Annotated in this window: 28 protein-coding genes; 19 read left to right on the top strand and 9 right to left on the bottom strand. The window is 62.9% G+C overall.

Annotation, left to right across the window (positions count from 1 at the left end; translation table 11 throughout):
* Positions 1-62 precede the first annotated feature (62 nt).
* The 19 genes from NYR54_RS02715 to bfr all read left to right on the top strand — a co-directional run bounded on the left by NYR54_RS02715 (position 63) and on the right by bfr (position 19,486).
* The gene (locus tag NYR54_RS02715) at positions 63-1,610 is read left to right on the top strand and encodes a sugar ABC transporter ATP-binding protein (protein WP_261513914.1); all 1,548 of its coding nucleotides are present in this window, start codon (positions 63-65) and stop codon (positions 1,608-1,610) included.
* Positions 1,607-2,581, top strand: a complete 975-nt coding sequence (locus NYR54_RS02710) for an ABC transporter permease (RefSeq protein WP_261513913.1) — start codon at positions 1,607-1,609, stop codon at positions 2,579-2,581. The genes NYR54_RS02715 and NYR54_RS02710 overlap by 4 nt, the downstream gene beginning before the upstream one ends.
* Positions 2,578-3,576 (top strand): ABC transporter permease, encoded by a 999-nt coding sequence (locus tag NYR54_RS02705; protein ID WP_261513911.1) that lies wholly within the window; start codon positions 2,578-2,580, stop codon positions 3,574-3,576. The genes NYR54_RS02710 and NYR54_RS02705 overlap by 4 nt, the downstream gene beginning before the upstream one ends.
* 130 nt (positions 3,577-3,706) lie before the next feature.
* Positions 3,707-6,226 (top strand): heavy metal translocating P-type ATPase, encoded by a 2,520-nt coding sequence (locus tag NYR54_RS02700; protein WP_261513909.1) that lies wholly within the window; start codon positions 3,707-3,709, stop codon positions 6,224-6,226.
* Positions 6,227-6,286: 60 nt separating this feature from the next.
* Positions 6,287-6,685: a Cu(I)-responsive transcriptional regulator gene (cueR, locus tag NYR54_RS02695; protein ID WP_261513908.1), complete on the top strand. Its 399-nt coding sequence runs from the start codon at positions 6,287-6,289 to the stop codon at positions 6,683-6,685.
* Between the two features lie 123 nt (positions 6,686-6,808).
* On the top strand, positions 6,809-7,510 hold the full coding sequence (locus tag NYR54_RS02690) for an HAD family hydrolase (RefSeq protein ID WP_261513906.1): 702 nt from the start codon (positions 6,809-6,811) through the stop codon (positions 7,508-7,510).
* A 90-nt stretch (positions 7,511-7,600) separates the two neighbouring features.
* The gene (locus tag NYR54_RS02685) at positions 7,601-8,587 is read left to right on the top strand and encodes a Gfo/Idh/MocA family protein (protein WP_261513905.1); all 987 of its coding nucleotides are present in this window, start codon (positions 7,601-7,603) and stop codon (positions 8,585-8,587) included.
* 244 nt (positions 8,588-8,831) lie between these two features.
* On the top strand, positions 8,832-10,751 hold the full coding sequence (dnaK, locus tag NYR54_RS02680; RefSeq protein WP_261513904.1) for a molecular chaperone DnaK: 1,920 nt from the start codon (positions 8,832-8,834) through the stop codon (positions 10,749-10,751).
* A 103-nt stretch (positions 10,752-10,854) separates the two neighbouring features.
* A complete protein-coding gene (locus NYR54_RS02675) occupies positions 10,855-11,952 on the top strand; it encodes an acyltransferase family protein (RefSeq protein WP_261513903.1) in 1,098 nt (365 codons plus the stop codon).
* 116 nt (positions 11,953-12,068) lie between these two features.
* The gene (gene dnaJ, locus NYR54_RS02670) at positions 12,069-13,205 is read left to right on the top strand and encodes a molecular chaperone DnaJ (protein ID WP_261513901.1); all 1,137 of its coding nucleotides are present in this window, start codon (positions 12,069-12,071) and stop codon (positions 13,203-13,205) included.
* Between the two features lie 32 nt (positions 13,206-13,237).
* Entirely contained in the window at positions 13,238-13,843 is a 606-nt protein-coding gene (gene pmtA, locus NYR54_RS02665) for a phospholipid N-methyltransferase PmtA (RefSeq protein WP_261513900.1), read from the top strand.
* A 103-nt stretch (positions 13,844-13,946) separates the two neighbouring features.
* A complete protein-coding gene (locus NYR54_RS02660) occupies positions 13,947-14,543 on the top strand; it encodes an NADPH-dependent FMN reductase (RefSeq protein ID WP_261513899.1) in 597 nt (198 codons plus the stop codon).
* A gap of 5 nt (positions 14,544-14,548) precedes the next feature.
* Entirely contained in the window at positions 14,549-15,238 is a 690-nt protein-coding gene (gene pyrF, locus NYR54_RS02655; protein WP_423738556.1) for an orotidine-5'-phosphate decarboxylase, read from the top strand.
* An 18-nt stretch (positions 15,239-15,256) separates the two neighbouring features.
* Positions 15,257-15,550, top strand: a complete 294-nt coding sequence (locus tag NYR54_RS02650; RefSeq protein ID WP_261513897.1) for a DUF1330 domain-containing protein — start codon at positions 15,257-15,259, stop codon at positions 15,548-15,550.
* Between the two features lie 167 nt (positions 15,551-15,717).
* Positions 15,718-16,977 carry a polyhydroxyalkanoate depolymerase gene (locus NYR54_RS02645; RefSeq protein ID WP_261513896.1) on the top strand — a complete coding sequence of 420 codons (1,260 nt, stop codon included), beginning with the start codon at positions 15,718-15,720 and terminating at the stop codon, positions 16,975-16,977.
* Positions 16,978-17,119: 142 nt separating this feature from the next.
* On the top strand, positions 17,120-17,734 hold the full coding sequence (locus NYR54_RS02640) for a transglutaminase-like cysteine peptidase (protein WP_261513895.1): 615 nt from the start codon (positions 17,120-17,122) through the stop codon (positions 17,732-17,734).
* A gap of 333 nt (positions 17,735-18,067) precedes the next feature.
* Positions 18,068-18,511, top strand: coding sequence for an SRPBCC family protein (locus NYR54_RS02635; RefSeq protein ID WP_261513894.1), 444 nt, complete (start codon positions 18,068-18,070; stop codon positions 18,509-18,511).
* A gap of 212 nt (positions 18,512-18,723) precedes the next feature.
* Positions 18,724-19,035, top strand: coding sequence for a (2Fe-2S)-binding protein (locus NYR54_RS02630; RefSeq protein WP_261513892.1), 312 nt, complete (start codon positions 18,724-18,726; stop codon positions 19,033-19,035).
* Positions 19,001-19,486 carry a bacterioferritin gene (gene bfr, locus NYR54_RS02625; RefSeq protein WP_261513891.1) on the top strand — a complete coding sequence of 162 codons (486 nt, stop codon included), beginning with the start codon at positions 19,001-19,003 and terminating at the stop codon, positions 19,484-19,486. The genes NYR54_RS02630 and bfr overlap by 35 nt, the downstream gene beginning before the upstream one ends.
* Positions 19,487-19,716: 230 nt before the next feature.
* Here the strand turns inward: bfr and NYR54_RS02620 are convergent, their stop codons facing one another.
* The 9 genes from NYR54_RS02620 to rpmI all read right to left on the bottom strand — a co-directional run bounded on the left by NYR54_RS02620 (position 19,717) and on the right by rpmI (position 26,868).
* Positions 19,717-20,292 carry a YceI family protein gene (locus tag NYR54_RS02620; RefSeq protein ID WP_341484276.1) on the bottom strand — a complete coding sequence of 192 codons (576 nt, stop codon included), beginning with the start codon at positions 20,290-20,292 and terminating at the stop codon, positions 19,717-19,719.
* Between the two features lie 50 nt (positions 20,293-20,342).
* Complete coding sequence (locus NYR54_RS02615) at positions 20,343-20,912, bottom strand: cytochrome b (protein WP_261513889.1); 570 nt, start codon at positions 20,910-20,912, stop codon at positions 20,343-20,345.
* 281 nt (positions 20,913-21,193) lie between these two features.
* Positions 21,194-23,605, bottom strand: coding sequence for a phenylalanine--tRNA ligase subunit beta (gene pheT, locus NYR54_RS02610; protein WP_261513888.1), 2,412 nt, complete (start codon positions 23,603-23,605; stop codon positions 21,194-21,196).
* Between the two features lie 65 nt (positions 23,606-23,670).
* A complete protein-coding gene (locus tag NYR54_RS02605) occupies positions 23,671-23,946 on the bottom strand; it encodes a DUF2442 domain-containing protein (RefSeq protein WP_261513887.1) in 276 nt (91 codons plus the stop codon).
* Complete coding sequence (locus NYR54_RS02600; RefSeq protein WP_261513886.1) at positions 23,927-24,163, bottom strand: DUF4160 domain-containing protein; 237 nt, start codon at positions 24,161-24,163, stop codon at positions 23,927-23,929. The genes NYR54_RS02605 and NYR54_RS02600 overlap by 20 nt, the downstream gene beginning before the upstream one ends.
* A gap of 4 nt (positions 24,164-24,167) precedes the next feature.
* Positions 24,168-25,253: a phenylalanine--tRNA ligase subunit alpha gene (gene pheS / locus NYR54_RS02595; RefSeq protein WP_261513885.1), complete on the bottom strand. Its 1,086-nt coding sequence runs from the start codon at positions 25,251-25,253 to the stop codon at positions 24,168-24,170.
* Positions 25,250-26,140 (bottom strand): RIO1 family regulatory kinase/ATPase domain-containing protein, encoded by an 891-nt coding sequence (locus NYR54_RS02590; protein WP_261513884.1) that lies wholly within the window; start codon positions 26,138-26,140, stop codon positions 25,250-25,252. Before NYR54_RS02590 ends, pheS begins: the two co-directional genes overlap by 4 nt.
* Before the next feature lie 98 nt (positions 26,141-26,238).
* The gene (gene rplT / locus NYR54_RS02585) at positions 26,239-26,640 is read right to left on the bottom strand and encodes a 50S ribosomal protein L20 (protein WP_261513883.1); all 402 of its coding nucleotides are present in this window, start codon (positions 26,638-26,640) and stop codon (positions 26,239-26,241) included.
* Positions 26,641-26,667: 27 nt separating this feature from the next.
* Positions 26,668-26,868, bottom strand: a complete 201-nt coding sequence (gene rpmI / locus NYR54_RS02580; RefSeq protein ID WP_261513882.1) for a 50S ribosomal protein L35 — start codon at positions 26,866-26,868, stop codon at positions 26,668-26,670.
* Positions 26,869-26,984: the final 116 nt, after the last annotated feature.

Here is a 26,984-nt window from a genome sequence, read left to right as displayed (position 1 = left end):
GTAAGGGTTTCGCGCCCTGCGCGTCTGTCGCGCCGCCAAGAGGAAACCGCAGCAATCGCGCCATGCTTCAGCACGCACGACATGGACCGGTAGAGAAAAGCCCTGCCCGCGCGCATGAGCCGGTGCTGGCGCTTTCCGGCGTGTCTAAGAGCTTCCCGGGCGTGCGCGCGCTGTCGAAGGTTTCGCTCGAGCTTTATCCCGGCGAAGTGACCGCGCTTGTCGGCGAAAACGGCGCAGGCAAGTCCACGCTGGTGAAGATACTGACCGGAATCTACCAGCCGGACGAGGGCACCATCTTCCTCGGCGGAAAGGAAGTTTCCTTCTCCAGCGCCTATGACGCGCACCGAGCGGGCATCACCGCCATCCATCAGGAAACCGTCCTGTTCGACGAGCTTTCGGTGGCGGAGAATATCTTTCTCGGCCACGCGCCGCGCGGCCGCTTCGGCCTGATCGACCGCAAGCGCATGGTCGCGGAAGCGGCCGCCGTGCTCAAGCGCATCGGCGCCGACATCGACCCGCAGGCGCGGCTGCGCGATCTCGGCATCGCCAGCAAGCATCTGGTGGCGATCGCCCGGGCATTTTCCATTGAGGCGGGCATCGTCATCATGGACGAGCCGACCGCCGCCCTCTCGCAGAAGGAAATCGAGGAGCTTTTCGCGCTCATCGGGCGGCTGAAAGCCGACGGCAAGGCCATCCTCTTCATCAGCCACAAGTTCGACGAGGTGTTCCGAATCGCGGATCGCTATGCCGTCTTCCGCGACGGGGAAAGCGTGGGCGCCGGACTGATATCCGAAACCGATCATGACGCCCTGGTGCGCCTGATGGTCGGCCGGCCGGTGGACCAGATTTTTCCGAAGAAAAAGGTCGAGATCGGGGAACCGGTTCTGACCGTCTCCGGCTATTGCCATCCGACGGAATTCGAGGACATCAGCTTTGAGCTCAGACGCGGCGAAATCCTTGGCTTCTATGGCCTCGTGGGCTCTGGCCGCAGCGAGCTGATGCAGGCATTGTTCGGCGTTACCAAGCCTTCAAAGGGCGCGGTCAAAATCGACGGGAAGGTGGCCATCATTCGCAGCCCGGAGCAGGCGATCCGCTATGGCATGGTCTATGTGCCGGAGGAGCGCGGCCGGCAGGGCGCGATTGCTGGGTTGCCGATCTTCCAGAACATCACCCTGCCTGCCTTAAAGCGAACGTCCCGCTACGGCTTCCTGCGACTTGCGGAGGAATTCAGACTTGCCCGGCAATATGCCGAGCGGCTTGACCTCCGCGCCGCGAGCCTCGACCGCGATGTGGGCACGCTTTCCGGCGGCAACCAGCAGAAGGTGGTGATTGCCAAGTGGCTTGCCACCATACCACGGGTGATCATCCTCGATGAGCCCACCAAGGGCATCGACATCGGCTCCAAGGCGGCGGTCCACGAGTTCATGAGCGAGCTGGTGGCTCAGGGCCTTTCCATTATCATGGTCTCCTCCGAGATTCCGGAAATCCTGGGTATGTCTGACCGCATCATCGTCATGCGCGAGGGGCGGATCGCGGCTGAATTCGCGCGCGAGGAAGCCGACGCGGAGAAGCTGGTGCGCACCGCGGCAGGTATCGGAGGCGCGGCATGACCAGGTTTCTCAAATCCCGCGAGGCGCTGCTTCTTGCTGCTATTCTCGTTCTGCTGGCGCTGATCGCCCTGCGCTTTCCGGGATTCGTGAGTCCCGCCAATCTGGCGAATGTCTTCAACGACACCTCCATCCTCATCATCCTGGCCCTCGGCCAGATGATGGTGATCCTGACGCGCTGCATCGATCTCTCCATGGCGGCGAATCTCGCCCTTTGCGGCATGGTGGTCGCCATGATCAACGCTGTAATACCGGAAATACCCATCCCTCTGCTTGTCGCCCTCGGCATCGTGATCGGCACCGCGCTCGGCGCAGTCAATGGCCTGCTCGTGTGGAAGCTCGACATCCCGCCGATCGTCGTCACGCTTGGCACGCTCACCATCTATCGCGGCATCATCTTCGTGATCTCGGGCGGCGAATGGGTGAACGCGCATCAGATGAGCCCTGCCTTCAAGGCCCTGCCGCGGATGGTGTTGCTGGGCCTGCCGCTGCTTTCCTGGATCGCCGTCGTGATGATGGGCGTGATGGCACTCTTCATCACGCGCACCCCGCTGGGGCGCGCCTTCTATGCGGCAGGCGGGAACCCCACCGCAGCCATCTATACGGGCATCGATGTGGGCCGCACCCGCTTTGCTGCCTTCACGCTGGCCGGAGCGCTGGCTGGCCTTTCGGGCTATCTCTGGGTGTCACGCTACGCGGTGGCCTATGTCGACATCGCCGGCGGTTTCGAGCTCGACATCATCGCCGCATGCGTCATCGGCGGCATTTCCATCATGGGCGGCATAGGATCGGTCACCGGTACGGTGCTTGGCGCGCTATTCTTCGGCATCGTCAAGAACGCGCTGCCGGTCATCAACATTTCGCCCTTCTGGCAGCTCGCCATTTCCGGCGGGGCGATCATCCTTGCCGTGGGGTTCAACGCGCAGGCCGAGCGCCGTAAAGGCCGTCTGATCCTTCGGAGAGCCGAAGCATGACAGTCGCTTCCACCCGCCCCCACATTCCCGACCGGCTGGAAAACCCTTGGCGCATGGCGCTGTTCAGCTGGGAGACGCTTCTGATCGTGGTGGCTGTCGCCATCTTCATCGCCAACAGTCTAGCCTCGCCCTATTTCCTGAACGTCTGGTCACTTTCGGACCTCACCTTCAACTTCACGGAAAAGGGGCTGATCGCGCTCGCCATGGCGCTGCTCATCGTCGCCGGCGAAATCGATCTTTCCGTCGCGGCCATCATCGCCCTTTCCTCCACCATGATGGGCATGGCCGTGCAGGCGGGCGCAGACACGCCGGTTCTTGTGCTGATCGCCATAGGCACCGGTCTTGCCTGCGGCATCTTCAACGGTGCCCTGGTCACGCGGCTCGGTCTGCCCTCCATCGTGGTCACCATCGGCACGATGAGTCTCTTTCGCGGCATCTCCTACATCATCCTCGGCGACCAGGCCTATAAGGGCTATCCGGCAGGCTTCGCCTTCTTCGGCCAGGGCTATGTCTGGTGGGTGATTTCCTTCGAACTTGTGCTGTTCATCGTTGCCGCCTTCGTCTTCGGCGTGCTGCTCCACAGGACGAGCTTCGGCCGCACCATCTATGCGATCGGCAACAACCCCGTCGCCGCAACATTCTCGGGCGTGCCGGTGGAGCGCGTGAAATTCATCCTCTTCTGCCTGACGGGGCTCATGTCGGGCATCGCCTCGATCTGCCTTACTTCCCGGCTTGCCTCCACACGCCCCTCCATCGCCTTCGGCTGGGAGCTGGAGGTGGTGACCATGGTGGTTCTAGGCGGCGTGTCCATTCTGGGCGGCGCGGGCAGCATTCCCGGCGTCGTCCTTGCCGCCATCATCATGGGGCTGGTCACCTTCGGGCTTGGCCTTCTCAACGTGCCGGGCATCGTCATGTCGATCTTTACCGGCCTGCTCCTCATCACGGTGATCGCACTGCCCATCCTCTGGAACCGCCTGCGGCAGAAAGGCGCCTGAAACCGCTTATACGCCACCCGCGGGGCAACGGAATGGCGGCAAGACCATTGATGAACAGGCGGGAAGCACTTCGCACTTGACCTTCCAGTTACTGGAAGGATTACAGGGGCGGGCGTTAAGGAGCACGCCCATGAAAGACGCGCACGCGAACCACGACCACGATCATGCCCATTTCCCCGCGGCGCCGCACAGCCATGCCGCGCCTGGCGCGGAAGCGGGTGTGACCCGCGATCCGGTCTGCGGCATACTTGTGGACCCAGAGGCCGGAAAACCCAAGGCAACCTATCAGGGCCACACCTACCACTTCTGCTGCCAGGGCTGCCGCGACAAGTTCATGCAAAATCCCGAAGCGTATCTGGAGGCGACCGATCCCGTCTGCGGCATGAAGGTGGACCGCGCCACGGCACGGTATTTCACGCGCCATGAAGGCATCGGTCACTATTTCTGCTCGGCGGGCTGTCAGAAGAAATTCGAGGACTACCCGGAACGACATCTCGAACCGCGGCCGGCCGCCGAGCCCATGCCCAAGGGCACGCAATACACCTGCCCCATGCATCCCGAGATCGTGCGGGATGCGCCCGGCGCTTGCCCGATCTGCGGCATGGCTCTCGAGCCCATGGGCGTGCCGACAGGAGAGGAAGGCCCTAATCCCGAACTGGTGGACTTCACGCGGCGGCTTTGGGTGAGCGCCTTGTTCTCTATCCCTCTTCTGGTGATCGCGATGGGGCCAATGCTTGGCCTGCCCATCCGCGAATGGATGGGCGAACGCGCCGCCGCGTGGGCCGAACTCGTGCTTACCACGCCGGTGGTCCTATGGGCGGCTGCTCCCTTTTTCCGGCGGGGCTACGATTCCATCGTCAACCGCAGCCCGAACATGTGGACGCTGATCGCCATGGGCGTGGGCACCGCCTATGGCTACAGCCTCGCGGCCACGCTTTTTCCCAACATCTTCCCGGAGCAGTTCCGCGCAGCGCATGGCGCGGTGCCCGTCTATTTCGAGGCGGCGGCCGTGATCGTGGGGCTGGTCTTCGTGGGCCAGGTGCTGGAGCTGCGCGCGCGGGAGCGCACCGGCTCGGCGATCCGCGCCCTGCTCGACCTTGCGCCCAAGACGGCGCGGCGGCTCGCTGACGATGGAACGGAAGCCGACATACCGCTCGATGAGGTGCAGGCGGGCGACCTCTTGCGCGTGCGGCCGGGCGACAGCGTGCCGGTGGACGGCGTCGTGGTCGAAGGCCGCTCGTCCGTGGACGAATCGATGATTACCGGCGAGCCCGTCCCCGTCGAAAAGACCGGGGGCGACCGGCTGACCGGCGGAACGATCAACAAGAACGGCACGCTTGTCATGCGCGCTGAAAAGGTCGGTCGCGAGACCATGCTTTCGCAGATCGTGGAGATGGTGGCCAAGGCGCAGCGCTCCCGCGCGCCCATTCAGGGCATGGCCGATCGGGTCTCATCCTATTTCGTGCCGAGCGTCGTGGCCGTCGCCATCCTGGCCTTCATTGTCTGGGCCATCTTCGGTCCGGCGCCGAGCATGGCTTTCGCCATTGTCTCGGCTGTCTCGGTGCTCATCATCGCCTGTCCCTGCGCTCTCGGCCTTGCCACGCCTATGTCGATCATGACGGCGACGGGCCGGGGCGCGCAGATGGGCGTGCTCATCAGGGATGCTGAGGCTCTTGAGCGATTCGCCAGCGTCGATACGCTGATCGTCGACAAGACCGGCACGCTGACAGAGGGCAAGCCGCGCCTCACCGATGTCATCGCTGCGGACGGTTTCGGCGAAGGCGAACTGCTCACCCTGGCGGCGAGCCTCGAACGGGGCTCGGAGCATCCGCTTGCCGAAGCCATCGTCGCCGGCGCTCAGGAGCGCTCTGTGCCGCTTTCCGACGCGGCCAATTTCGAGGCGGTGACGGGCAAGGGTGTCACCGGCACAGTCTCCGGCCGCTCGGTGGCGCTCGGCAACAGCGCGATGATGCGCGATCTCGTGGTGGAAAGCGGGGCGCTGGAGACCCGCGCCGGCGTGCTGCGCGATGAGGGCAAAACGGTGATGTTCGTGGTCGTTGACGGCCGGCTCGCGGGAATGGTCGCCGTCGCAGACCCGGTGAAGGCGACGAGCGCCGACGCAATCCGCGCTCTCCACCAGGCCGGTCTCCGCATCGTGATGGCGACGGGCGACAATGCCCGCACGGCAAATGCCGTCGCGCGTGTTCTGAGCATCGATGAAGTGCGCGCCGACATGCTGCCCGAAGACAAGAAGAAGCTCATCGACGAGTTGCATGCCAAGGGCGCCCGCGTGGCCATGGCCGGGGACGGGGTCAACGACGCCCCCGCCCTTGCCGCCGCCGATGTCGGTATCGCCATGGGCACGGGCGCGGATGTGGCGGTGGAAAGCGCGGGCATCACGCTGGTGAAGGGAGACCTCGCCGGGATCGTGCGGGCAAGGCTTCTGGCGCGGGCGACCATCCGCAACATCAGGCAGAATCTGTTCCTAGCCTTCGTATACAATTCGCTCGGCGTCCCGATCGCCGCGGGCGTGCTCTATCCGGTTTTCGGCACGCTTCTGTCACCCATGATCGCGGCGGCGGCCATGAGCCTGTCCTCGGTCTCGGTGATTGCCAACGCCCTGCGGCTGCGTAGCCTTCCCTTGAAGTGAGGCTTGCGTGGCCGTGCGGAAGCGACCACCTATCGGGCGAATGTTGCACGAGGTTCGGCCATGAATATTGGAGCCGTCGCGCGGGCGTCTGGCCTGCCGGCCAAGACCATCCGCTACTATGAGGAAATCGGCCTGTTGAAGCCCGAACGGGCGGAAAATGGCTACCGGGACTATTCGGCCGAGGATGTCCATCGGCTGCGCTTCCTGCAGCGTGCGCGTAGCTTGGGCTTCACCGTGGAACAGTGCCGCCAGCTTCTGTCGCTCTATGGCGATGCCTCGCGCGAAAGCGCCGACGTGAAGGCGATTGCCGAGGCGAAGCTGAGGGAGGTGAACCGCAAGATCGCCGAGCTGATGAGCCTGCACGACACGCTGGTCCGCCTGGTCGCAAGCTGTCAGGGAGATCACCGCCCCGACTGCCCCATCATCGAGGAACTCGCCGCCGAACATCCGGCCCCCTAGCCCGTTCGGGCGTGGCGCCCGTGTGGCGGTCGCGAACACCCTTGCAGGGATGCCGCCTATGGGTGACCGCGCACGCTCTCCAACGGTGGACTTGGCCGACTTTCGCCGGTATTTGCCTTCTTCATGCGGCTTACCACCATCGGCTTCGACGCAGACGACACCCTTTGGCAAAATGAGCGGTACTTCCGCCTGACAGAAGAGCGCTTCGCCGCACTTCTAGCAGATCATGCCGACACGCAGCATCTGTCGGAGCGCCTGCTTCAGACGGCGATGCGCAATCTCGAATTCTACGGCTTCGGCATTAAGAGCTTCGTGCTCTCGATGATGGAAACAGCAGTCGAGGTGACGGAGGGCCGGGTTCCAGGCGAGGTCCTGGGCCGGATCATGGAGATCGGCCGCGACCTCATGCGGCATCCGATCGAACCCTTGCCACATGTGGCCGACACCCTCGAGGCGCTCGCAGGGCGCTACCGGCTTGTGCTCGTCACCAAGGGTGATCTCTTCGACCAGGAGCGCAAGCTCGCCCAATCGGGTCTGGGCGGCTTCTTTGACGGCGTCGAGATCGTCAGCACCAAGACGGTCGAGACGTATGCCCGCATCTTCCGCCGTCATGGCGACGGCCCCGAACGCTCCATGATGGTGGGCAATTCGCTGAAATCGGACGTCATCCCGGCGATCCGCGCGGGAAGCTGGGGCGTCTTCGTTCCCCATGAACTCACCTGGACGTTCGAGCATGATGATCCGCCGGAAGGCGAGCTGCGCTACCGCGAACTGCCGCACCTGGGCGAACTGCAGAGCTTAATCGAGGAAATCGAAAACGCCTGACCGGCACGCAAGCGGCCTTCGCGGGAGCCTGCTATTCACACCCCGTCGACGTGCGGATATGAATGGCGGACCTGAATCGAGGAGGAAGCCATGTTCCGCTGGGGTATTCTGTCCACCGCCAAGATCGCCCGCGAGCAGGTGATCCCGCAGCTCATGGATTCGGAAAATGGCGTGGTGACGGCCATCGCCAGCCGCGACGAGGCGCGGGGACGAGCGCTTGCGGAGCGTTTCGCCATTCCGCACGTCTTCTCTTCCTATGAGGCGCTGCTGGCTTCACCAGAAGTGGACGGCGTCTACATCCCGCTGCCCACCTCGCAGCATGTGGGATGGGCGGTGAAGGCCGCGGATGCGGGCAAGCACGTGCTCGTGGAAAAGCCGCTCGCGCTCAGGGCGGATGATATCCAGCAGGTCATCGAGGCACGCGACCGCAACGGGGTGCTGGTCTCCGAAGCCTATATGGTCACCTACCATCCGCAGTGGCTGAAGGCGCGAGAACTCGTCCGCAACGGCGCCATCGGCCGGCTGCGGCACGTGCAGGGCGCGTTCTCCTACTACAATGTCGATCCCAACAACATGCGCAACCGGCCAGAGCTCGGCGGCGGCGCACTGCCCGACATCGGCGTCTACCCCACCGTCACCACGCGCTTCGTGACCGGCAAGGAGCCCCTGCGCGTGCAGGCGGTGGTCGAGCGCGATCCGAAATTCGGCACCGATATTTACGCGAGCGCCAAGGCGGATTTCGGGGATTTCGAGCTGAGCTTCTACGTCTCAACGCAGATGGCCGCGCGCCAGACAATGATCTTTCACGGCGAGAAGGGCTTCATCGAAGTGGAGACGCCGTTCAACTCCCGCGGCTATGGCGATGACCGTCTCATTCTCCACAATGCGGACCATTCCGAATCCACCGCTTTCCGCTATGGCGATGTGCGCCAGTACCGCAGGCAGGCGGAAGCCTTCGTGCGGGCGGTCCGCGGCGAGAAGGCGCAGGTCTTCACGCTGGAGGACTCGGTGAAGAACCAGAAGGTGATTGACGCCATCTATCGCGCCGCCGCCCGCGAGGGCTGGGAACCCGTCTAGCGCGCATTACCGGTCGCCTAACCGCTTACGCAAAACGGTAAAGGACAGGCAGTTTTCGCCGGGCGCCGGCGCGAGGGTGAGGGATTTGCCGCCTTGCAGGAAAAAATTGCGGTTCTTATATACGCCGCAAGTCGCGCATCGGCGTTTCACCGAAGAAGCGCATCGCGGTATTTCCTTGTGAACAGGGGCTGTTGCCTGGAACGCCGGAATGGGTCCTGACAGTCTGCTTAGCGGAGAAGAATAAATGGCAAAAGTCATCGGTATCGACCTCGGAACCACCAATTCCTGCGTCGCCGTCATGGACGGCAAGGACGTAAAGGTCATCGAGAATTCGGAAGGTGCGCGTACCACGCCTTCCATCGTTGCTTTCACCGACTCTGACGAGCGCCTTGTAGGCCAGCCGGCCAAGCGCCAGGCGGTCACCAATCCCGAAAACACCCTGTTTGCCATCAAGCGCCTTATCGGTCGCCGCTTCGATGACCCCACGGTCGAGAAGGACAAGAAGCTTGTCCCCTACAAGATCGTCAAGGCGGACAATGGCGATGCCTGGGTCGAAGCCCAGGGCAAGAAGTATTCTCCCTCGCAGATTTCGGCCATGGTTCTCCAGAAGATGAAGGAGACCGCCGAATCCTATCTCGGCGAGAAGGTCGAGAAGGCGGTGATTACCGTTCCCGCCTACTTCAACGACGCCCAACGCCAGGCCACCAAGGATGCGGGCAAGATCGCGGGCCTCGAGGTTCTGCGCATCATCAACGAGCCGACCGCGGCTGCGCTTGCCTATGGTCTCGACAAGAAGGACGGCAAGACGATCGCCGTCTATGACCTTGGCGGCGGTACCTTCGATATTTCGATTCTCGAGATCGGCGACGGCGTCTTCGAGGTGAAGTCCACCAATGGCGACACCTTCCTCGGCGGCGAGGACTTCGACATGCGCCTCGTCAACTACCTCGCTGACGAGTTCAAGAAGGAGCACGGCATCGATCTCAAGACCGACAAGCTTGCCCTCCAGCGCCTGAAGGAGGCTGCGGAGAAGGCCAAGATCGAGCTGTCGTCCGCCTCGCAGACCGAGATCAACCTGCCCTTCATCACCGCCGACCAGACCGGCCCGAAGCATCTGGCGATGAAGCTGACGCGCGCCAAGTTCGAGAGCCTGGTCGACGATCTGATCACGCGCACCATCGAGCCGTGCAAGGCTGCTCTGAAGGACGCGGGCCTTAACGCCGGCGAGATCGACGAGGTGGTGCTGGTGGGCGGCATGACCCGCATGCCCAAGGTGCAGGAGACGGTGAAGAATTTCTTCGGCAAGGATCCGCACAAGGGCGTGAACCCGGACGAGGTGGTTGCCATGGGCGCAGCCATCCAGGCCGGCGTGCTGCAGGGCGACGTGAAGGATGTGCTGCTGCTCGACGTGACGCCGCTGTCGCTCGGCATCGAGACGCTGGGTGGCGTGTTCACCCGCCTGATCGAGCGCAACACGACCATCCCGACGAAGAAGAGCCAGATCTTCTCCACCGCCGAGGACAACCAGAGCGCGGTGACGATCCGCGTCTTCCAGGGCGAGCGCGAGATGGCCGCGGACAACAAGCTGCTCGGCCAGTTCGACCTGGTGGGCATCCCGCCCGCGCCGCGCGGCGTGCCGCAGATCGAGGTGACGTTCGACATCGACGCCAACGGCATCGTCAACGTCTCCGCCAAGGATAAGGGCACCGGCAAGGAGCAGCAGATCCGCATCCAGGCTTCCGGCGGTCTCACCGACGAGGAGATCGAGAGGATGGTCAAGGATGCCGAGGCCAATGCCGCGGCTGACAAGAAGCGGCGCGAGACGGTCGAGGCCAAGAACCAGGCCGAGGCGCTGATCCACTCCACGGAGAAGTCGCTCAAGGACTATGGCGACAAGGTCTCCGAGGACGATCGCAAGGCGATCGAGAACGCCATCGCCGAGCTGAAGACGGCGAGCGAGGGCGACGATTTGGAGGCCATCCGAGCCAAGACGGCCGCCCTTGCCGAGGCCTCGATGAAGCTCGGCCAGGCCGTATACGAGGCGAGCCAGGCCGACAGCACGGCTCAGGCGGACGGCGCCTCCTCCGGCGGCACGAAGGCCAACGAGGACGTGGTCGATGCCGACTTCGAGGAAATCGACGAGGACGACAAGAAGTCGGCCTGACAGCCGCCGTTTACCCAGTCATCAAAATCTCGCAGGCCCGGGCTTCAAGCCCGGGCTTTTTTGTGGCCTTGTGGACCGAGCGTATCTGGGGCTGAAGGGGGCAATGATCCGCTACCGGCTGTTCGAGGTCTGGCGGTTTCTCGCCGCGCTTCTCATCATGTTCTATCATTTCGCGCATGCCGCCCCGGCGGAAAGCCTCTGGGTGAAGGACGCGCTCGAATCCCTGCGTCCGCTGCTCGATCTCTTCTTCATCATCTCGGGCTATCTGATCTTCGTGCGCTACGGCGCGGAGGTGCGCGACCTGCCGAGCTACCTGCGGTATCTCGCAAGGCGGCTCGTACGGCTTTATCCGCTGCACCTAGCAACGCTTTCCTACTTCGTTGCCGTAGGCCTTGCGGTCTCCTTCGGCCTGTCGCGCACGGGCGGCAACGCGGAACTCTACCGTTGGGACATGCTCATCCCCAATCTCCTCCTGATTCAGGCCTGGGGCTTCGACGGACCGCTGTCCTTCAACTTCGTTTCCTGGTCGCTGTCCGGGGAGTGGTTCGCGTACCTGGCCCTGCCGGTGGTCATCCTCGCCCACCGGCGCGCGGGCGTTGCGGGGCTGGCAGTCCTACTTCTTCTTTCCTACGCCGCGCTGGAGGCCATGATCCTGAGCGGCCTGATGCCGGTCAAAAGCTGGGTCTTCGCCGACAGCTGGGGCGCCTACCGGGTCTTTGCGGATTTCGTGCTTGGCGCGCTGATTTCGGTGCTGGTGGCGCGCTGCCCCTGGCGCATAGGCCAGCGCTGGCCCGCCTGGGCGGTGCTGTTCGCATCCTGCGCGCTCATGGCGGTGGACGTTAATATCTATCTTTCGATTACCGTGCTCGCACTTGCGGTCTTCCTTGCCGGTCTCGCCGAAACGACGGATCTGGAGCGCTTTTCCTACCCCGCCTTCCTGAGGCCGGCGGCCGTGGTCTCCTTTGGAATTTATCTCTGGCATCCGGTAACGGAGAACCTGTTTATTACCTTCCTTTGGAACAAGTTCACTCACGCGCCTTCCAGCGCGCTTTTCTTCGCCTATGCCGGCCTTGTCATGGTGGCGACGGTCTTTCTCGCGATCGCTTCCTTCCGCTTCTTCGAAACCCCGGTCGCCCACGCCCTGTCCAATGCGCTGGCGCTCAGGCGGGGGCCGGCGCAGACGGCGCCTGCATCGGGCTGACCCCCATCTCCCGCTGGTAAAAACCGGAAAACTATGGCATTCGCTCCTGCGAGCACCTAAATAGCTGGCACGGTTTTGGGGACACTGTTCGGAAAGTTATGCGGGATCTCTGATAGATGAAGGCCGATTTTTACGAGACGCTCTGCGTGTCGAGAAACGCCGACGAAAAAGAACTGAAGAGCGCATTCCGCAAGCTTGCCATGAAGTATCACCCGGATCGCAATCCGGGCGATAAGGAAGCCGAGCAAAAGTTCAAGGAAATCAACGAAGCCTACGAATGCCTGCGCGACCCGCAGAAGCGCGCGGCCTATGACCGCTATGGCCATGCGGCATTCGAGAATGGCGGCATGGGCGGCGGGCGCAACGCGGGCTTCAGCCCCGGCGGTTTTGCGGACATCTTCGAGGACATTTTTGGCGACATCATGGGCGGTCGCGCCCGCCGCTCCAGCGGCCGCGACCGCGGTGCCGATCTGCGCTACAATATGGAGATCACGCTGGAGGAGGCCTACACCGGCAAGACGGCGCAGATCCACGTCCCCACCTCCGCCACATGCAAGGAGTGTTCCGGTACCGGCGCGAAGCCCGGCTCGTCTCCGGCGCAATGCTCCATGTGCCACGGCGCGGGCCGAGTGCGCGCCGCTCAGGGCTTCTTCTCTATCGAGCGCACCTGCCCGCAGTGCCAGGGCCGCGGCGAAATCATCAGGGATCCGTGTCCCAAATGCTCCGGCCAGGGCCGGGTTACGGAGGAGCGGACTCTTTCGGTCAACATACCCGCTGGCATCGAGGATGGCACGCGCATCCGGCTGGCCGGCGAGGGCGAGGCGGGTCTTCGCGGCGGGCCGCCTGGCGATCTCTACATCTTCCTTTCCATCAAGCCGCACGAGTTCTTCCAGCGCGACGGCGCCGATCTTTACTGCAAGGTGCCCATTTCCATGACCACAGCGGCGCTCGGCGGCTCGTTCGAGGTCACCACGCTCGACGGCACGCAGACGCGCGTGAAGGTTCCAGAGGGAACCCAGAGCGGCCGCCAGTTCCGCCTGCGCGGCAAGGGCATGCCCGTGCTGAGGCAACCGCAGGTGGGCGACCTTTACATTCAGGTAACGGTGGAGACGCCGCAGAACCTGACGCGACGGCAGCGGGAGCTGCTTGAGGAATTTGAGCGGATATCCTCCCATGAGAACAGCCCCCAATCGACGGGCTTCTTCTCGCGCATGAAGGATTTCTTCGAATCCTTCGGTGAGCGAAGGGTATAGGACCCGGCTCGATACGGGATTGGAGGCTGCCGATGAGCAAGAGCTTGGGTGTTCGCAAGGCGATTGCGGATCGCTTTGGAGAAGAGCTGCGCTTTTTCCGGGGCTGGATCGACCATCCGAAGGCCGTCGGTTCCATCATCCCCACGAGCAGCACCACCGCGCGCCGCATGGCCTCGGTTATCGACACAAGCTCAGGCCTACCGGTGCTCGAGACAGGCCCCGGCACCGGCGTGATCACGCGCGCCATTCTGGCGCGGGGTGTGAAACCGGAAAATCTCTACGCCATTGAATACTCGTCCGACTTCGTCCAGCATCTGCGCCGCAACCACCCTCGCGTCAACGTGATCGAGGGCGACGCCTTCGACCTTGACCGCACGCTCGGCCCCGACGCTCCGCCTCTCTTCGATTGCGTCATCTCCGGCGTGCCGCTGCTCAATTTCCCCGTGGAGGCGCGCATCCGCTATCTGAACGGCCTTTTGGGGCGCATTCCGGCCGGCCGCCCGGTGATCCAGCTCACCTATGGCCCGAGATCGCCCATTCCCCCCGGGCGCGGCGACTATACGGTAGAGCATTTCGACTTCGTTCTCCGCAACATCCCGCCGACCCAGCTTTGGATCTATCGCCGGGTGAAGCATTGACCTGCCTACCGGAAGCGGTGGGATCGAGAGGCACCGGCGCCACTCGTGGCAGGTTGCGCCGCCGCCTGAATCTCTTATAGAGCGGACAGCCCGGAGGTTGTTCATGACTCCGCGAATTCTGGTCTTTGCCGGATCGATCCGCACAGGCGCCTTCAGCGGCAAGACCGCCGATGCGGCCGTGAAGGAACTGGTCCTGCAGGGGGCCGAAGTGACCCGTATCTCGCTTGCCGACTATCCCCTACCCCTGATGAACCAGGACCTGGAGCGGGAGAAGGGCGTGCCGGAAAATGCTGTCAAGCTCGCGCATATGATTGCCGCCCATGACGGCCTGCTGATCGCAACGCCCGAATACAATTCCTCGCTGCCACCGCTGTTGAAGAACACCATCGACTGGGTGAGCCGCGTCAAGGCAGATGCGCAGGGCCGACCTATGCGGGCTTTCGCCGGCAAGCCGGTCGGGCTGTGCTCCTCCTCCGATGGCATGTATGCAGGCGTTCGCGCCATCACCCATCTGCGCAGCGTTCTGGTTCACTGTCAGGCTCATGTGATCACGCCGCAATGCTCCGTGCCGCGCGGCGCCGAAGCTTTCGACGAGAACGGCGATTTTGTTGAGGAACGGCTTCGCAAGGCCATGGCCAGGGTCTGCAGCACGCTGATAGAGCATGCGGTGCTGTTTTCCAGACGGGCGGAGGTGAGATGACCCATATGCGCGAGCGACTGATCGTCGGTCTTGACCTGCAGAGCGTGGCGGAGGCGGAAAAGGCCGTGGGCGAACTGGGCGAGATGGTCGCCTTCTACAAGATCGGCTATCAGCTCGCTTTCGCAGGAGGTCTCGGCTTTGCCCAGGAGCTTGTGCAGGCGGGCAAGAAGGTCTTCCTGGATCTGAAGCTTCTCGACATCGACAACACCGTTGCCCGGGGCGTGGAAAGCGTTGCCCGGCTGGGTGTAACGATGCTCACGGTTCATGCCTATCCGAAGGCTATGCGTGCCGCGGTGGCTGCCGCCGAAGGCTCCGGCCTTTGCCTGCTCGGGGTTACGGTGCTGACCTCCATGGATGCAGAGGACCTGGCCGAAGCAGGTTACGCCCACGACCCAGAGACGCTCGTGCGGCGCCGCGCGGAACAGGCACGCGATGCCGGTATGGGCGGCCTGGTGTGCTCTGCCGCCGAGGCGGCCATAGTGCGCGGCATCGTCGGCCCGGACATGGCCGTGGTCACGCCCGGCATACGGCCCGCGGGTGCTGCGGCCGGCGACCAGAAACGGGTCGTCACGCCGGGCGATGCCATCCGCGCGGGCGCAAGCCATCTTGTCGTGGCCCGGCCCATCATTGGCGCGACTGACCGCCAGGCTGCCGCCCAGGCCATTCTCGAGGAGATGGTGGCCGCCGACGGTTGAGCGAAAGGGGAAGAGGAAATGCCCAAAGCCTACTGGATTGCTCATGTGGATGTGCGCGATGCCAAGCGCTACAAGGATTACGTCGCCGCGGCAAAGCCCGCCTTCGAGTGTTACGGCGCAAAATTCCTCGCCCGGGGCGGCCATTACGAGGCGCTGGAAGGCAAAGGACGGGGCCGCAACGTGGTGATCGAGTTCCCATCCTTCCAGCACGCCAAGGATTGCTACAACTCTCCAGAGTATCAGAAGGCTAAGGCGATCCGTCAGGAAGTGGCCGAGGCGGACGTGGTTCTCGTGGAAGGCTTCGAGGGCTGATCGCGCACATCAGCCGCGCCTTCTGCGAGCACCCGTGGCCGGCCTTTTGAGGCGCGGGTCTGAAATCTCCGGCCACCTCTATTGCATCGCAGCAAAACCGCGCTAGTGTGTAGGGCATGAAAGCCATCCTGCCGCTGCCCGCCTGATCTGCTGCGGGACGATCTGCGATGTATTATCAGCTCTACGAGCTCCAGCACGCCGCATTGCAGCCGGGGAGGGCCTTTGCGGATGCGGTGCGGCTCTTCTACTCCAATCCCGCTAACCCCTTCGCAAACACCATCTGGGGCCGCTCCATAGCAGCCGCAGCGGAGGTTTTCGAGCGCACCACCCGCCGCTACAGAAAGCCGGAATTCGGCATCACCGAAACGGTGGTGGATGGTAAGACGGTCGCCGTCCGGGAAAGGGAGGTATGGGCGCGCCCCTTCTGCCGGCTGATCCACTTCGAGCGTGACTTGCCCCTCCGCCGGTGGCCCGACACCAAGCTTTTGATCGTCGCGCCGCTGTCGGGGCATTATGCAACCCTTCTGCGCGGCACGGTGGAGGCGATGCTGCCCCACGCCGACGTCTACATCACCGACTGGACCGACGCGCGCATGGTGCCCCTATCGGACGGGCGTTTCGACCTCGACGATTACATCGACTACCTCGTAGACATCTTCGCCCATTTGGGTCCTGGCGCCTCGGTGATGGCCGTATGCCAGCCATCCGTTCCGGTGCTGGCGGCGGTTGCGCTGATGGAGGCGCGGGGCGATCCGAACCCGCCCGCCGCCATGGTTCTCATGGGCGGTCCCATCGACACGCGGCGCAACCCGACGGCCGTCAACCATCTGGCTCAGGAAAAGGGCCTCGATTGGTTCCGCGACAATGTCATCATGCAGGTGCCCTGGCCGCACCCAGGCTTTCAACGGCCAGTCTACCCCGGATTCCTGCAGCTTTCGGGATTCATGAGCATGAATCTCGACCGGCACATCCTCGCCCACAAAGAATTCTTCCTGCATCTGGTTCAGGGAGACGGCGATTCAGCCGAAAAACACCGCGCGTTCTACGACGAATATCTGGCGGTGATGGACTTGACGGCGGAGTTCTACTTGCAGACGGTCGATACGGTCTTCATCCGCCACGCGCTTCCCCGCGGCGAGATGATCCATCGCGGCGAGCCAGTCGATCCTTCCGCTATCCGTTCGGTAGCGCTGCTCACCATCGAAGGCGGGAAGGACGACATCTCGGGCCTGGGACAGACCGAGGCCGCCCATGATCTCTGCGTCAATATTCCGCAGTCCCTGCGCGGCCACCACCTTGAGCCGGATGTCGGCCACTATGGCGTTTTCAGCGGCTCGCGCTTCCGTTCGGCCATTCTACCCAGGATCATTGATTTTCTTGCCGTTCACGGCGGCGGAGAAACGCGGAAGAAGAAACGGCCTCGCTAGTGCCGCCTTCCCCGTTATCCCCGCAATCTATCCTCACCTGGTAACCATAGTAGAGGATGGTGGACTTTTTCCATTGACAAGAGCCCTCTCAACTTCGTTAATTTATCCTTAACGTAGAATAAATTGTTGGGGAGCGGCTTTTATGGCTGCCAGGCGGGCGGGTATCGTCACCGCTATAGTATTGTGTTTGGCCCCCGGCCTGACGAGCAGTCCAGCGGAGAGCTCCGGGCTAATGGTTACCGGCTCCGTAACCTCCCAGCCGATCGGCCATTACGAGTTCTGCCAGAAGAGACCGCAGGAATGCGCGATTAGGCCACGCGACACCGGCCCGCTCAAGGTAACACCCGCGCTCTGGAACAAGATCGTGGCCGTCAACGCGGCGGTTAACCGCGCTGTGAAGCCGGACAGCGACATCAATATCTACGGCCGTGAAGAGGTCTGGACCTATCCGGTAAACGGTATCGGCGACTGCGAAGACTACGTGCTGGAAAAGCGGCGCCGGTTGCACGACGCGGGCATATCGCTCTCCAATCTCCTGATCACCGTCGTGCGCAAGCGTGACGGCGAGGGTCATGCGGTCCTTACTGTGCGCACTGACCGGGGCGACTACATCCTCGACAACCTCAACAGCGAAGTGAAGCTGTGGAGTCATACAGGCTATACCTATCTCAAGCGGCAGGCGAGCAACCACACCGGCCGCTGGGTGAGCCTGCGTGACGAGAACAATCTTCTGGTCGGCGCCGTCCTCGAGCAGTAAAGCCCCTTTCCGGAACCGCAGCTTACGCCGAGCAGCCGCCGCGCCCATAGACGCGGTGCCGTGAGCATGGCCATTACAGATAATCAGACCCTCCGGAACATCGCCTGGCGCCCCGCAGCGATCACCGCTCTCCGCCGACTGCGACCCAGCTACATGCTTCCTGAAAACACACGGACATCCGGCAATGGGAGAAGCCCTCACATTCATGCCGGATATAGAAGCGGCAATGGCCTCTATAATTACAGTCACGGTGTCGGAGCGGCCGAGCCTCGTTCGTCCTTTGGGTGTTGATCGGCAGTCACCACGGTTCCATCAATCACGAGGATGAAAGCAATGCCCAGCACCATCCGCCTGCACCGCGTTCTGACCGCCAGCCGCGAGAAGGTCTATCGCGCTTTCATCGAGGCTGACGCGCTTGCCAAATGGCTTCCGCCCAATGGGTTCACCTGCACCGTGCACCATCTTGAGCCAACGACTGGCGGTATGTTCAGAATGTCCTTCCGAAACTTCACGACAGGCAAGAGCCACTCGTTCGGCGGCCAATATCTCGAGCTCGTACCCGGCAAGCGCCTGCGCTACACGGACACGTTCGACGACCCCAACCTGCCCGGCGAAATGCATGTGACAGTGGACCTGAAAAAGGTGTCAGTGGGCACCGAGCTGAACATCGTCCAGGAGGGTGTGCCCGACCTCATTCCAGCGGAAGCATGCTATCTCGGCTGGCAGGAATCGCTGCGAAGCCTGGCAAAGCTCGTCGAGCCCGAAATCAACCAGTAGCGCCGGGATGGCCCCGGATTAAACCCGGACGCGGCGATAGGCGGAGTCCGGGAGTGCCTCATCTTTGCACGGGCTCCGCTGCACTCGGTGCAGAGCTGACGCTGCTACATTTCGCTTTCCGCTCAAGCTGACCTTGCAACTCAGGTTTCGATCGGAGTAGATATGTTCACGGTCATAACAATGCCTATTCCCGGCCGGTCCAGCGGAAAGCCATGCTCGTCTGCCACTGCAACATCATCACGCAGAAGGAAATCGAGGCGACCATTGTCGCCATGCTTGATGAAGATCCGTGGCAACTAATCGTGCCCGCGAAAATTTATCATGCCATGTCGAAGCGTGGCCGCTGCTGCGGGTGCTTTCCAAATGTGGTGGAAACCATTATCCGTGTAACGGAGGAGTACCACCGCAACAACCATGGTAGCGACGCGGAGATCGTGACATATTTGGATCGTGTCCGCGCCTTGCGGGAAAAGTTCGGGAGCAGGTTCATTGAAAGGCGATACAAGGGTCATAGAGCGGCTTAACGAGGCTCTTTTCCTGGAGCTTGGCGCCGTAAACCAGTACTGGCTGCACTACCGTCTCCTAGAGGATTGGGGTTACACCAAGCTGGCGGAGAAGGAGCGCGCCGAATCCATTGAGGAGATGCATCACGCTGACAAGCTGATCCAGCGCATTATCTTCCTGGAAGGGCATCCCAATCTGCAGACGGTGGCGCCGCTCAGAATCGGGCAGAACGTAAAGGAAGTGCTGGAGGCGGATTTGGCCGGCGAGTACGACGCCCGCACCTCCTATAAGCGCTCGCGCGAAATCTGCCAGGAAGCGGGCGACTACGTCTCGATGAAGCTTTTCGAGGAGCTGCTTGCCGACGAGGAGGGCCACATCGACTTCCTCGAGACGCAGCTTGCCTTGCTCGATGATATTGGCGAGGAGAAGTATGGCCTCCTCAACGCCCACTCGGCAAAGGACGCCGAGTAACTCGGGCGCCCAGAAGCCTTCAGGCTTGCGACATCACTGCGCTCCGAATTTTCGTTTCCAGGCGCAGTGATCACTATTGCCCGGAATGCACTCTACCCGGGGCAAGACTGGCGATCGCAGCCGCACTCCGTTTCCGCATCCATAGCCGACGAATGACGGGTTACGCCGTTCCGGCGGTGCCGGGCAGCGCCGCTGGGCGGAACATGCGCTCTCCTTACTCTCATTCGGGCCTATCGGCGCACCACTGCAAGATCCATGTCGAAGTCGACGACATTGGAGTAGAGCGGCGTTCCCACATCCATGCCGTAGCGGGAGCGGTACACCTGACCCTCGACGTGTAACCGGATTTCGGTGCCACGGAACTCCGCAAGCTGAACGTTGAAGGTTTCTCCAAAGGTGCGGCCGCGCGCGGTGAGATTACCTTCGATGACAGCCGTGTCCTCACCGGTGCGGGTTACATGGGTCGAGACGAAGGTGATTGCCTTCTCGTTCGCTGTATCGAAAACGGCATCCGACTTGAGGAAGTTGTCGATCCGCTCCTGTCCCGTCGTCACGCTCTCCGGATAGATGGTGATCATCACGCGGGCGCGCTCCATATCGTCCATAGGGATGTCGATATTTCCGTCGAAGCGCATGAACCGGCCCTCGATACCCGGTCCGCCTACTGCGGAAACCGTGAATGCAAGGCTGGAATGGTCCGCAACGAGGCTGTAACGCCCTGCCGCCTCGGACAGCGAAGGCACCTGCGCGCGCGACGGCGCGCCAAGAAGCAGGAAGATCACAAGTGCAATTATGCGCGTCGGCATCATCGTCGTTCCGAGCCGGAACTATCCGACGCGCTGCCGTCACCTGCCAGTCACGGTTTCGTGCGGCGGACGGGATGAAGCATCCGCTTCAGCGTTTCGTCCCTGAGGATGAAGTGGTGGCGCAGCGCAGCCAGCGCATGCCCGGCAATCAGTGCAATGGCTGCATAGGCGAGAAGGTGGTGGACGAACCGCCAGAAGTTTTCGTTCGGCTCGGATATTTCGACAGGCAGATGCGGAAGCAGGAAAAGCCCGAAGACCAGCGTGGGGATGCCGAGCACAGAGGCGGAAACCAGCGTCCAGCCTGAAAAAGGCAGGGCAAGGAACAGAGCATAGAGCAGGCGGTGAACTACCGCGGCGAGCCGCCGCTCCCACGGCCGAAGCGAGGCCGGCTGCCGCGGCAGAGGATTGGCGAGCCGCCAGGCAAGCCGGAGGGCGAACAGGCCGAAGATCAGGAAGCCGGTGGATTTGTGCCACTGGATGAGGTCGAAAGCCAAGCGCTGGCTTTCGACCCGCATCATGGTAAGCCCGAGGCCGATCTGCCCGAACGCAAGCACCGCGATCGCCCAATGAAGGACGATTGCAACGAGACCGTAGCGCTCCGCCGAATTGCGCAACTTCATTGGCGCTGTCCTCCGAGTGGCGGGGAGCTATCCCCTCAGCAGTGCTCGTCCAGTTCGCGTCAGGGCTTTGTCATCGATAGCGCCCGTCGGAGCAGGACGGCGATACGGCCCGGATCGCTGAACTGCGCGAGATCATTCGCGATATCAGGTCGGACGAAGCCAACGTCTATCGCGGACTGAAGCGCATCTGCGCGCTTGCCAAGACTACGATGGAAAATCAGGCAAAGCAGCTTGGCAAAGGGTCGGTAGGTCCATCTGCGATATGCAGGTGTGCCCGCTTGCTATCTCCTCAGCACGCCGCCGGTCTGCTTGCCGACATTCTCCACGATCTTTCCGGCCAGAGCCTCAAAATCCTCGTCGGTCAGCGTCCGTTCCACAGGCTGGATGGTGACCTCGACGGCGATGGACTTCCTGTCCGGGCCGAGAGAAGCGCCCTCGAACACGTCGAAGACATTGACGCCCGCGATCAGCTTCTTGTCGGCGGCCGCTGCGGCGCGCGTGACGGTTGCCGCCGCGACATCCTTGCCGACAATGAAGGCGAAGTCGCGCTTGACGGCCTGGAAGGGCGAGACGTCCAGCCGCGGCCTGGTGCGTGTGGCGCGCGCCTTAGGCTCGGGGATCGCATCGATGAAGATTTCGAAGCCGCACAGCGGCCCGGAGACGTCCATCTCCTCGAGCGTCCTCGGATGGAACTCGCCGAAGGTCCCGAGGACGTTCTTCGGCCCGAGCTTGATCGTGCCCGAGCGACCGGGGTGATACCAGGATGGCCCGCCTGCCTCGATCTGCAGCTTGTCCACCGGCGCGCCGCACGCTTCCAGAACCGCGAACGCATCGGCCTTGGCCTCGAAAACGTCCACAGGCGCGGCATTGCCCGCCCAGTGGCGGCCCTGGCGCTCCATCCGCGCGGTACCGCGGCGGATGCCGGCTGCAGCCAGCCGCTGATCCTCCGGTCGGTCGCCTTCATAGGCGCTGGAGACCTCGAACAGCGCCACGTCGCCGAATCCGCGGTCCGCATTGCGCTGGGCGGCGGCGATCAGCCCCGGAAGCAGCGAGGGTCGCATAGTTGACATATCGGACGCGATAGGATTGGCAAGCCGGATGAGGCGGCGATTGTCCGCGAAGAGCCGCGCGTGACCATCGGGGATGAAGGACCAAGTCACCGCCTCCATCATGCCGCGCACGGCGAGCGCGCGCTTGGCGTGGCGTGTGCGAAGCTGTGCCGTGGTGAGAATGCGCCCGCCCACCGTCTCCTTCGAGACCATCACCTGCGGCTCGATCCTGTCGACGCCGTGGACGCGCATCACCTCTTCCACGAGGTCGGCCTTGCCATCCACATCCGGCCGCCAGGAGGGGACGATGACATCCACCACATCACCCTCGCCCTGCGGCTCGAAGCCGAGCCGTTTCAGAATGGCGAGACTTTCCGCCTTCGGCACGTCGAGACCGGTCAGCCGTTTCACCTCCGAAACCGGAAAGGAAACCACCTTGCGCTCGGCCGGGTCGTAGCGCCGGCCGGCCACATAGCTTCTGGTGGGCTGACCGCCGCACAGATCCAGCACCATGCGGGTCGCAAGCTCGAGTCCTGGCTCGTTGAAGGCCGGGTCTATACCGCGCTCATTGCGGTAGCGCGCATCGGTGATGATGCCGAGCTCGCGGCCCGTTCGCGCCACGCTGATCGGCTCCCAGACGGCCGCCTCGATCAGCACGTCCGTAGTGTTCTCGTCGCAGCCGGAGTGTTCACCGCCCATGACGCCAGCGATGGATTCCACACCGTTGTCGTCAGCGATCACGCACATATCGGCGCCGAGCCTGTATTCCCGGCCGTCGAGTGCCAGAAGCGTCTCGCCGGCAACGGCCCGGCGCACCACGAGGTCGCCCTTGACCTTCGCCGCGTCGAAGACATGGAGCGGGCGTCCGCGGTCGAAGGTGAGATAGTTGGTGATGTCCACCAGCGCGTTGATCGGGCGCAGACCAATTGCCTTCAGCCGCTGCTGCATCCATTTTGGCGAGGGGCCGTTCTTCACGCCACGCACCAGGCGGACTGCAAAAGTGCGGCAGAGATCAGGGGCCTCTATGTGGACCTTGACGGGAGATTCACCCCCGCCCTCGACGGGCTCCACCACGTGATCCTTCAGCCGCCCGAGGCCGGCCGCGGCAAGGTCGCGCGCAATGCCGTGAACGCCGGTGCAGTCGGGCCGGTTGGGCGTCAGGCCGATCTCGATCACCGGATCGTCCAGCTTCGCCCACTCGGCAAAGGACGCCCCCACAGGAGCATCCTCCGGCAGCTCAATAATGCCGTCGTGGTCGTCGGAGATCATCAGCTCGCGTTCCGAGCACATCATGCCGTGGCTCTCCACGCCGCGGATCTTACCGACTGACAGCGTGATATCAGTGCCGGGGATATAGGTTCCGGGCGCTGCGAAGGCGCCGATCAGCCCGGCGCGCGCGTTCGGGGCGCCGCAGACCACCTGTATGGGCTTGCCGTCGCCCTTGTCCACCGTCAGCACCTTGAGCCGGTCGGCGTCCGGATGTTTCTCGGCCGTTAGCACCCTGGCGATGACGAAGGGCTTCAGCGCCTTCTTGTCGTCGACGGACTCGACCTCAAGCCCGATCATGGTAAGGGTTTCCACGATCTGATCGAGCGAAGCGTCGGTGTCGAGGTGATCCTTGAGCCAGGAGAGAGTGAATTTCATTTTTCAGCCTGATAGCGTCGCGCAGGAGGCGCAGGCGGGCAGTGCCCGGGTTGGAGTGATTGAATTCAAGCGGCCTTTCGGGGCTTCTTCGCACCTGGAGCCTTCCAGCCGAGAAGCATGGCCTTTACGGAAATGCCCTCGTCCATGACCGGCCACCAAATTCCGCTGAACTGAAGCTCGACAACGGCCCGATCTTCCGGAGAAGCCTTCTCCAGGAAGGGATACCACCATATAGGAGCCCTGATCCGGCGCCCGTCTGCCAAAGTGGCGTAGACATATTCGTCATCGCACCATGCGGCAACGGGGCGCGTTTCTTCTGTCTCAAAATCCGAAGAACTCATTCCACGCTCCGATCCAGGCATCGCGGTTCTCCGAAACGATCGCCAAGAGTTCCTTCATCTCGCGCTCATTGTAACCGTACTGGTACTCTACCTCCAAACTCCGCAACCAGACCTTGGCAGGCTTTCCATCCGTCGCAGTATGAACATGAGGCGGTTCGAACGCATCAGATGAATAGAAGCGGAATTTGTATCCCCTCCATATAAGCAGCGTCGGCATCGGCTCACGAGCTCAGACCGCCGAACAGCGTCGGCAGGTCGAGCGGGCGGAAACCGTAGTGCTCCAGCCAGCGCACGTCGGCGTCGAAGAAGGCGCGCAAGTCCGGCATGCCGTATTTCAGCATGGCGATGCGGTCGATGCCCATGCCCCAGGCGAAGCCCTGGTACTCGTCCGGGTCGAGCCCGCCATAGCGCAGCACATTCGGGTGCACCATGCCGCAGCCGAGGATCTCCAGCCAGTCGTTGCCCTCGCCGAAACGGATCTCGCCGGGCTTGGAGCGGTCGCACTGGATGTCCACCTCAAGGCTCGGTTCCGTGAAGGGGAAGAAGCTCGGCCGGAAGCGCATGTTGATCTGCGGCACCTCGAAATAGGCCCTGCAGAACTCGGTCAGCACCCACTTCATGTTGGCGACGTTGGCCGTCCGGTCGATCACCAACCCCTCGAGCTGATGGAACATGGGCGTGTGGGTGGCGTCCGAGTCCGCGCGGTAGGTCTTGCCGGGGATGACGATGCGAATGGGCGGCTTCTGGGCTTCCATGGTGCGAATCTGCACAGGCGAAGTATGCGTGCGCAGAAGCTTGCGCTCACCCTTCTCGTCCGGCTCGAAGAAGAAGGTATCGTGCATCTCCCGGGCCGGATGCCCTTCGGGGAAGTTGAGCGCGGTAAAGTTGTAGTAATCCGTCTCGATGTCCGGTCCCTCGGCGATCGAAAAGCCGAGGTCGCCGAAAATGGCAGCGATTTCGTCGATCACCTGGGTGATGGGGTGGATGCGGCCGCGTTCGGCCGGCGCGCGCGGCACGGGCAGCGTCACATCGACCTTCTCGCGCTCGAGCCGCGCCGCGATGGCCGCTTCGCGCAGTTCTGCCCGGCGTACACTGAGTGCTTCGGTCACGCGGTCCTTGAGCCCGTTGATGGCGGCGCCCATCACCTTCCGCTCCTCGGGCGACATCAAACCCAGCATCTTCAGCTTCTCCGAAACGGAGCCCTTCTTGCCGAGCGCCGCCACGCGAACGGCTTCCAGAGCCTGCTCGTCGCCGGCTGCGGAAATCTCCGCAAGGATCGTTCTTTCGAGTTGGTCCAAGTCGTTCATGGTCCTTCCTTCACCCCCTCGGTCAGCACGGCCGCACCTTGCCGCTGACCGGCAGGTGCGCTCTCCTGCGAGAGGGCACGCTTCAAGAACTCCGTCCCCTTCAGGATGCGGCGCCCGTCGCTGCCGAGTGCCGCCATCTTTTCCAACAAGGCGAGCGGCGGAAGCAAGGGCGAAAAGAAGCCGACGATCGGAAGAAGCGCATCCAGCACACCGGCCGGTGCGTTGGCGAGATAAGCGGCCAGTGCCTTGTCCTGCGTCTCCGGTAAAAGGGCGCGCGAGGAAATCTGCAGGAAAAGCAGCCACAGATCTCGGGCCTGCGCCGTGCGCAGCGGCATGACTGCCTCCGGCTCCTCCTCAAAGTCGATGAACCCCCATCGGCCCTCTTCCAGGAACATGTCGCGCACATGAGGTCGGCCGTGGCAAAGGCCAGCGGCGTGAACGCGGCCAAGGGCCGCCGCCGTGCCGATAAGCAGGTCATCATGGGCCTGCGGATCGGTTTCCCGCAGCTCCAGGAGCGCACCGGCTGCGATGCCGTTCACATGGCCGAGGACGATCACGGCTTCCCCGCTACAGACCAGCGGCGGCACTGCGAAACCGGCAGTGCGGAATGCCTCCATCTTGCGCAGCTCGCGTTCAACCGCACGCTGCGCATTGACCAGCGGCGAGGCGCGCATGAACGCTTTCGGAGCAAGCGGGGAAAGCAGTTCGTGCAGGCGCTTTGCCAGCGGCTTGCGCTCAGTGTCATAGCGCTTGATCCAGATCCTGCGCCCATTGAGGACAGCCGAGGCAATGCGCTTCCTCTCGCCCGAGGCGAGAAGACGCTGCAGTTCCGCCAGCGCGTGCTGCGAGGGAGCATCCGGCCAACCCTCCTTGGCAAGCCTTGCCATCCCTATCGCCCCTCTAAACCCATCCTCAACGAAAAAACCCGCGCCAGCCCTACCAGCGCGGGTTCCCGAATTACTGCCTCTGTCCGGGAGCGCTGGGCTTAAGCGACAGCGCTCTCAAACTGGTTCGGCGTGGTATCCTTCAGATATTCGAGCGCCTTCTTGGCCTTGGCCACGATGGCGGCGAAAGCCTGCGGCTCGCGCACGGCCATGTCGGCCAGCACCTTGCGGTCGATCTCGATGCCCGCCTTGTTCAGCCCGTCGATCAGGCGCCCATAGGTCAGCCCATGCTCGCGGGCGGCAGCATTGATGCGCTGGATCCACAGCGCGCGAAAATTGCGCTTCTTGTTCCGGCGGTCGCGATAGGCATACTGCAGCGAACGCTCCACCGCCTGCTTGGCGATGCGGATCGTGTTCTTGCGGCGGCCGTAGAAGCCCTTGGCGGCTTTCAGGACCTTCTTGTGCTTGGCGTGGGCGGTTACGCCCCTCTTCACGCGTGCCATGACGAAACTCCTTCGTTCCTGAAACCGCTAGAAACTATAGGGCATGAAGGGCTTCACGATCTTCGTGTCGGGATCGGAAAGCACCATCGTGCCGCGCGCGTTGCGGATGAACTTGTTGGAACGCTTGATCATGCCATGGCGCTTGCCGGCGGCCTGCACCTTGACCCGGCCGGTGGCGGTCACCTTGAACCGCTTCTTGGCGGCCGATTTTGTCTTCAGCTTGGGCATTTTGCTTCTCCTTATGGGCGCTTCAGCGCCTGTTCGTTGGCCGGGCCAAGGCCCGGAAGCATTCGGAGCCGCCACGGCATGCCCTGCCGGGCGGCTCGAAAGACGCGGCGTTATAG

Source organism: Chelativorans petroleitrophicus, from assembly GCF_025398195.1.
Lineage (GTDB): Bacteria > Pseudomonadota > Alphaproteobacteria > Rhizobiales > Rhizobiaceae > Chelativorans > Chelativorans petroleitrophicus.
This window is presented reverse-complemented; position numbering and strand designations above follow the sequence as displayed.